Genomic DNA, 8,087 nt, shown 5'->3' on the forward strand with positions numbered 1-8,087 from the left:
TTTATTTGTTTTTAGTATATTTTTGATTATAGATTTTTATTTCCTTGTTGTTTATTTTCCCATGATAATTATCAAAAAAGATCTTTGTATAATCTTTTGGCAATATGCTTATTTCAAATGTTGTTGCATTATTATTTTTGACTTTATAAAGTTGGTTTGATAAACCAAAATACTCAACTTTAATTTTATGAATTTTTATATCATTTTGCAATGATATTACCCCTGATTTGTTAGTCACAAATAAACTATTAATGTCATTTATCTTGACAGAGATTCCTTCAATAGGAGTTTTATTTTCATCTAAAATTTTTATTGTTTTATTTTCAGAAAAAGTCTCGTTTACAATCATGAAATCATTTAAATAAAAATTATCACTTTTTAATATAATATGGTTTTTCTCTAGAAACCATGTTCCCTTACTTGTGTATGCTTCCATTGGAGCCTCATAATTATATTCAAAAGTATTGGTGTTCAAAATTAAAGAGCCTTTTGAGATTTTTGTTTCAAAAATGTATTTGCCTAATGCATCTTTACTTTTTAAAGATGTACAAGAATAGATGTTAAAAGCTATTATTGCATAGAGTATGAGTGATAGTTTATTCTTTAACATTGTTTTGCCAATTAATATAAAACTGTGTTTGAGCTGTTCCTTTTACTGAGTTATTATAGGTTTGAATTTTTAGATGTTGTCCATATGTTTTGTTGTCATAAATTGTACCCATGCTTATTGGGCCAGCTGGTCTATTAGTATAAATTGTATTGATCTCTCTTCGGGTTAAAGTCAAACCTCCAAAGTAAGAACCTCTATCGAAAGCTTCGTATTCGTCATTTAAATCATATAATTGTCCTCCAGTCTTTCCTCCTGAACCAAAAGATAAAGCTCCTATTTCAAATTGATATGCATGTTTTAATTCATGTGCAAAAACTCCTGCGCTAAATTTACCTCTAGAACTAATATTAATAGCGTTAGTGCTAGTGTCGTATGTTGTTATCCCATCTGCTGTTGATGGGACTTCACTAGACTTTTCAAATAAATTGTAGACTTGAGAAGAATTTTCTAATATAGATAATTCACTTAAAGTGGCATTTAAAATACTCATATCAGAACCTTTTTTTGCATCTTCTTTGGAAAAGCTAGCTTCTAACTGGCTTGCCTTATCTGTTTTACCATTCGCTAGAGCCTCGTCAATTTGTTTTTTTCTTTGGTTAAGAATGTTATTTTTTCTGGTTAAAACATGATTCTTAAATTGCTCAAATAAATTCTTTCCTATACCAATACTGTCCCCTTGTATATCGTTAAATATTACAGGATTATTTCCTGTATAACCGTAGGGAGTTAAATTATAATATTTCTCAGAAAATCTATCCATTTTATTAAAACGTCCTATTGCTGCATCATAATTTCTTATCCCATAATCGTAAACGGTAAGCCCCAGTTCGTCTTGCCATTCCTTCCCGTTGTACTTATAATCATAAGGTAACACTGGTACCAAAGGCTCCGGAGTAACCGGATCTTTTATAGCCAATGAACCCCTATATTCCCTATGAACCAACAAATCCGAGTTATAGTTGGTATGTTTTAACCCGAAAGGATAATAATGGTCCTCTTCCAGTATTTTAAGAACGTTTGGATTTTCCGGATCCTTAGCGTAGGAAAGCCTGATATTGCCAAGGTGGTCCGTATAATTGTATACATAGCTATAAGCCATAGTTCCATTGACATCCGTAGCCCTGACATAGCCTTCGGAAGTAGGGAAGAACTGAAGATTCCCATCTTTGTATTGGACCCCACCTAGATAGTCTACAAATCCTGCTTCAGAAAAATTTCGGCTGTTGACAGTTTTCCTGACTTTTTTACCGCCCGCATAAAGATATTCAATTTTTCGCATTTCTGAACCGAAAAATATTCTTGTCGGAAGGTTTAGATGGTTGTAGCGTATGTCGGAAATACCCTTGTTTTTGTCTGCGGTCATGTTGCCGAAGGTATCATAGGCGAATGACGGGCCGAACGCATTAGCTTGTTTGAATCCTTGCGGGTCGCCAGATCCGTCTTCCACATGCAGCAGCCTGTTTTTGGAAAGCGGGTCATAGGAATAGGCAAGGTCGTCAATCTGAATATAGGCTCCGGTATCGGAATCCAGCCCTCCGTTGCGTTCTAAGTATATGATATTCCCGTTCTTGTCATACCGTGCTGACTCATTATAAGAACCACTCATCATGTCTTCCTTGATATAGACAGCGTTTGTGAATCTGTTCATGGCATCATAAGCATAGCTGTACCTACGGTGTTTGTCATCGCTTGCAGTTTTCCACCCGGCTTCCGCAATATTTCCATTATATAGCGGCTGGGCAGCTATTGGAGATTCGTAATAGAGCCTGAAGGCAAACAGGTCTGCGGGATCTCCAGGCTTAGTCAGGGCTCCCATATCGTTGATTCCTTTAAGCCATCCACGTACAGTATAGGTATAATTTACTTTCTGCAATGGAGTGCTTCCCGTAAGGTCGGAACCACCAACCTTTTTGGAGATAAGCTGCCCCAGCTCATCGTAGGTATTGAAAGAGAGCAGTTCTGCCGGATTACTGTTTATCTTGTGCGTATGCTTTAGTAGGCGGTCTTGGTTGGTATAGGTAAAATCTTCCCTTACCGTCAGGGCTGCACTAGCATTGGTACGTTTGTGTTCGGTTATCGTGTAGAGTATTTTTCCTGAAAAGTCAAGCTTTGAATCCGTCTGGGTATATCCGCCCAAGAAGTTCTTTATACGGGTACGTATAGGCCTGTCTTTGTAGTCGTAAAGGATATAGGAAGTTTCTCCAGCTGTAGTAGTGGAGGCTTCCGTAACCCTAGTCCAGGAACCGGTTGGCAACCCATTTGGCTTTACTGTAAGATTATAGTATACAGGTTGTCCTTCTACGTCTGGAAAACCTGTGGGTGCTCCCGGAAAAGCATAATTATCATAATAATTTACGGAAAGGACATGCCATGCGGAACCTGTAGGCCATGCCGTATTGGTATAACGGAAAGTTACTCCATTGATGCTATTGTCTGAGTCTGCTTTGGACTCGTTTAGATTAGTGACTTGTGTATTTCGTGTCGTCTGCAGGGTTTCCCTATCTGCACTGGTCACGGCGGCCTGTATCCATCCGGTATAGACCACACGGCCGAAGACATCATACTTGGTAAACAGCCATCCGACGATTCCTGCCATGTCCTTGAAAGGTGAAAGGGCAGGGCCAGTAGCGATGACACGGTTAAGACTGTCATAGACGATGAACTCCCATTGCTTACCGGGAAGTTTTTTTTCTACCAGCCTATTATGCTCGTCATATCGGTACTGATAGCAAAGGCCATTCAAGTCGTCTTGGCTGCCGCTACCATCTGATAGCGGAGGCAATACGAAGGCAAGGTTCCCGAAATCGTCATAGACATAATAGGTGTCGTGCCAGCCTTCCGCAGGCACCCCGTTTACGACGGAAGAACCCCAAGCTCTTTTGAGCACGACCTGTCCTTGTTTGTTTTTAAACTCCTGGGTAGTATGGCTGTTTCCAGCTGTCCAGTTCTCGTCCTTAAGTACCGTTTTGTATAGGGTTCCTGCCGGATAGCTGCCCTGCTGCGATAGTGTAGCCGGGTAATAGCCTGCTGAATAGGCGCCGTTTGCGGCCTTGTAGAGCCTTACGGCATCTGTAGCTGAATTGGCAAGATATTCGGTACGTATGGTATGGTCAGGGTCGGCAGCAGATGCGGGCATTTTCCAAGCATTGCCAGGTGCGGCCTGCTTGAGCGTGCGTCCCAGCGGCGAGGCTTCGAACTGTTTCTCGGTGTATGGATTTCCGGTAGCCTCAAAATTCGGGTTTCCTGTTAGCGAAAGACTTGGTGAGGCGTAGAATGTGGAAACGTCTGTTGCTGCCACAGGATTGTAGTCCAGCGTAGGGGACTGGCTGACGAAAGGCAGGAATTCCTTTGCCCGTCTTCCCGAGGCATCGTATTCGATATGGGTCACGATATCCTTTCCTGAGCCGGACATCTGGTGTGCTCGCTGTTGTATGGGGCGGCCCAATCCGTCATAATAGGTAATGGAGACGGCGGGCCTTCCGCCGCTGGCTTCCCTGTAGGTTGTCGTTTTTGTATAGTTCTGTGTGGCGGTCTGTGCCTGTGCTGTGAAGGATGCAAGTACCGTCAGCAGACATGTCTTAAATATCTTGGATGTATGTCGTATCATGGCTGTAATGGGTTAGGTCTATAATTGTACTGGTTCTCTGTCAGGATGTTCCCATTTCTGTCCTTTACGGCCTTCGGCCTTCCGAAGGAGTCGTACTCGTAGGTGGCCCTGCTGCCTTTAGGGTCGGTTATGGTCGTTACGCCCACCAACGGTTTATAGGTATAAGTGGTCAGCATGGCGCCTGCCAATGCCGGGTTAGTGCTGTTACGCAATTGGTTCAGTTTCTGAAGTGCCGCCATTTCAATCCCGCTATCTGTGGCAGTTTTTACCTCGGCAATAAGGGCAGGAGGGATGTCAGCATAGGCAATATTTTCAATCTTGGCGACCATTTGTGTGTTGTTATAGCCCCATATATAACTGATCTTCATTCCGTTGGGCTGCTCGATTTCCAGAATGTTGCCGAACTCGTCGTAGCGGTTGAATTTTGCCTTGACGGCCAACGTCTTGTTGGTCGTAGAAGCAGAAATTGTGGCAGGCAGCCAGGACACATTTCCGGGCCATGTGTTGGAATAGTCTATCTTGTTTGTTGCCACCAGGTTCCCATTCTTATAGTTTTCTGTCTTTTCAATTTCGGAAAATTTTTGCTCGAATAGGTCCGCATTTCGGGTAAGGTAGGTGTAGACTGATTTTAGCGTTTCATTGGCTGAATTTGTGGTTTCTTTGGATTCCATAGCCCGATTGGCATCACGATGGTATGTAAATTTTGTTTCCTGCACTATAGGAGCCGAACCAGCCTGATACAATGTGACAGTCTCGCTGGCCGTCCTTGCCTTGCCCGTCCTGTCCAACACGTTCCGGATCTGGAAGTAATTGACCATATAGGTCTCGTCAAGAAATTTGTAGGTGTAGTCCGTATTCCGTACCAGCATATTGTTCCTATCGTATTCTTTCTTGTTTTTCAACAATCCCCTTCTATAATCCTGGGAGATGGTCCCCCTTTCGTTGGTTTCAAGAAGCGGGTATTCGGCTGAGGCAGTAAAGGTATATTCCGTCTTCCCGTTGTTTCCGCTGTCGGTTACCGTCACGTTACGATAGCTCACAAATTCCAGGTGCCCATATTTGCCCAAAAAACCTTCCCTGCTTCCGGCAATCAGGTTTCCGCTGCTTCTATTGGGCTCGTCGAACAGGTTATAGGAATATTGGGTTTCCTTTACAGGAGTATAAGTGCCTATTAATTGCTTCCTGAAATATTCGGCAGGCACATCCTCATTAAAATGTGCTATCCTTTTGATACGTATACCTCCACCATATAACCATTTCTTCTGGTCGGGATTCTTCCGTATGGTGCGGAATATCCTGTAAGCTGTCCTATTTGTGATGGAAGGGGAAATCTGCCCCAGCTCGATATAATATCGTCCTGGATTAAGGTCAAAGCCTTTGCCGTTGCCCCAGTTTTCAGTGTTATAGGGCCTGTAATGCTGAAAAGAATGCGTAGGCCCATTTATGGTTACCGAAGGCTGTTCCCAGTTGCCACTAAGTTCACTTAGGTAGCTAGTGGGGCGTATTGCCATATATATTGTCTTGGGCGTACCCGTAATGTCAAAGTATGAAAGGGACGGAATCCAATCATTGTATAGTTCCTCAACAATATGGTTGTAGGGATATATGTGTTCGGTTGGGGCATAGCCGTATTCGTAATAGAAATCTGGATTTTCTACAACTGTGTTGCTTGCTGGCGAATATTCTTCGGAAATAGATAATCCCTGGTGAAAAGAGTAGGTGTTTGATTCGTATTCATAGATTACGCAGCCACCAGTTGGGAGTGATATTTTTTCAAGCACACCCCTTGTGCATATTTTTGGATTGATGGCGTTTTTTGCGAGGTACCACATCGAGTTATTGTCCTCATAAAGTTCGAGAGGTACAAAGGTAGGATAGCCAAACTTGTCATGGCCAAAAGTACCGAGATCCGTTTCATAGGTTCCGTATGTTCCGTCGCTATATGAAAATTTGTATTCCTCATTTTTGCTTTGTGCGGCATCACGAAAGATCACCTTGAGAGGTTCTTTCAGGTCAATCCTTTTGACGACATTCGAATTGAGATCAGAAAGGGTCATCTCATTTATGAACATAAATTCCTTCAACGGATCGTAAACGGTACTATTTCCTGTAGAATAGGTAAACTGTACCTTTCCGAAGCCCTCTGATTGGATGGAAGTGAGCTTATTGACAATCGACTGCTTCTTCGCTACCAAGGGAGTCTTCATTTCCAGATAGGAGTAGTTGAGCAGCCTGTTTCCGTTACTGTCATAAATTGCAGAAAGGCTGAAGCTCTTAGGGATATTTTTGATATAGGTGTTCGGAGTATTTCCGAGTTCGACATCCCTGTCTACGATGTCAAAAACATACCTGTAGTTTTTAGAGTCGTATAGGGTAAAGGAATTTACCCTATAGGAATTCTGGTCGTAATCCACGGTAATTTTTAGGGCCTGTCCCTTGCTGGTATAAAAGGAAGGTATCAGCTTGTTGTTGGCATCCTTCATTAGGTAGAAAATGCCCGAATTGCCCATAAAGCTGAATTTGTATTGGTCGCTGAAAAAACGCCTGCCAATAAGGAAATCGAGCTCATCGTAACCAAATAATTTTGATGGTGCGGATACCATTCTGACGATAGAACCCCCTCTAGGGATTGACCAGCCGTGCTGCCTGATGTCGTCACTTACAATACCTTCGGTAGAAATGCTACTTGGCTGGTAGGCCATGGTAAGGTTAACGCTTATGTCTTTGCTCCGAGTAGGAAGAGAGATCAGGGGTATACTTATGTCGGGTATTCCCGTATGAAGGCTGACAGGTATGTCGTCAAACCTGAACATGCTTGCAGCTGTATTAGCGATTGCGCCCGGACCGATTTCTGGTGTTGCCGGCAGTTCCTGGGCTTGGGCTGCCATTCCCAGCCCTATGGACAAAAGTGCATATATTTTTTTCATGATTGTCTTTGTATTATTGTTTGTTGATGGCTTTTACGACCTTGACGGAGTCGTTCTGCACGTTGGTGCGTATCTCGATGATGTAGATGCCTTCGGGCATCCCTCCCAGGTCGACGGGCACGGTGCGGTCGGTAATGTCGAAGTGCTGCAATTGCCTTCCCGACAGGTCGTATACGGTGGCGCTTCCCTTCTGGAATTCGTAGCCCACCAGCACGTTGGTGTAGTGCAGGGTTGGGTTGGGGTAGGCCTCAATAGGATTCTTTTTCTCCTCCTTCTTGCGCTTGTCCTTGAGCTTTACGACCCAGAAGTCGTTTCTTCCCTGCCCGGAGTAGCGGTCCCTGGAAGGCGATCCCATGGAGGTCCCTGCCAGGATATAGCCACCGTCGCGGGTCTCTATGGCCTTGCGCAGTATGTCCTCGCCGCCGCTTCCCACGGTCTGTGTCCACTGTTCCTCTCCCTTGTCGTCGGTCTTGATTGCGATATAGTCGTTGATTCCTTCTCTGTCTTTTTTCTTGGTAACATAAGTTTCGCTTTGTGCGTGGCCTCCCAATAGGAGCGACCCGTCCCTGCTTTCCTCCAGCGAGGCAAGGAGGTCTGCCTTTCCGATATCGTAGGTCTTCTGCCAGAGTATCTCACCTGAAGCGTCTACCTTCAGCAGCCAGAAGTCGGTTCCCTTGCCGTTGGATGCGTTCTTGTTGCCGGTGGTTCCGGAGGCGGAGCTTCCGGCAAGCAGGAAGTTGCCGTCCTTAGCCTGCAATACCGCCTGCAGCTGGTCGTCTCCCTCTCCGCCATAAACCTTCTGCCATTCCAGTTCTCCCTTCACATCGAGCTTTATGACCCAGTAGTCCGACATCCCGTAGCACTTCTCGGACTTGTTTCCGGATTCTGGCGAGTTGGACGATCCTCCCAGGAGGTATCCCCCGTCCCGTGTCTGCACGGCACT

At 44.2% G+C, this 8,087-nt stretch carries 4 protein-coding genes; all 4 read right to left on the bottom strand.

All coding sequences use genetic code 11. From position 1 onward, the window contains the following. Window position 1: 1 nt before the first annotated feature. Window positions 2–610, bottom strand: a complete 609-nt coding sequence (locus FJA49_RS00225) for a hypothetical protein (RefSeq protein ID WP_139997632.1) — start codon at window positions 608–610, stop codon at window positions 2–4. Beyond that, complete coding sequence (locus tag FJA49_RS00230) at window positions 597–4,217, bottom strand: DUF6443 domain-containing protein (protein ID WP_139997634.1); 3,621 nt, start codon at window positions 4,215–4,217, stop codon at window positions 597–599. The genes FJA49_RS00225 and FJA49_RS00230 overlap by 14 nt, the downstream gene beginning before the upstream one ends. Next, entirely contained in the window at window positions 4,214–7,144 is a 2,931-nt protein-coding gene (locus FJA49_RS00235; protein WP_139997636.1) for an RHS repeat domain-containing protein, read from the bottom strand. The genes FJA49_RS00230 and FJA49_RS00235 overlap by 4 nt, the downstream gene beginning before the upstream one ends. A gap of 13 nt (window positions 7,145–7,157) precedes the next feature. Next, a partial coding sequence (locus FJA49_RS00240) for a T9SS type A sorting domain-containing protein (RefSeq protein WP_139997638.1) occupies window positions 7,158–8,087 on the bottom strand: 930 nt, incomplete at its 5' end.

Source organism: Flavobacterium microcysteis (assembly GCF_006385255.1).
GTDB lineage: Bacteria > Bacteroidota > Bacteroidia > Flavobacteriales > Flavobacteriaceae > Flavobacterium > Flavobacterium microcysteis.

Bases quoted from the DNA above. Each gene is read 5' to 3' on its own strand.
- FJA49_RS00230 (WP_139997634.1), bottom strand. From the start codon at position 4,217: ATGATACGACATACATCCAAGATATTTAAGACATGTCTGCTGACGGTA.
- FJA49_RS00235 (WP_139997636.1), bottom strand. From the start codon at position 7,144: ATGAAAAAAATATATGCACTTTTGTCCATAGGGCTGGGAATGGCAGCC.
- FJA49_RS00225 (WP_139997632.1), bottom strand. From the start codon at position 610: ATGTTAAAGAATAAACTATCACTCATACTCTATGCAATAATAGCTTTT.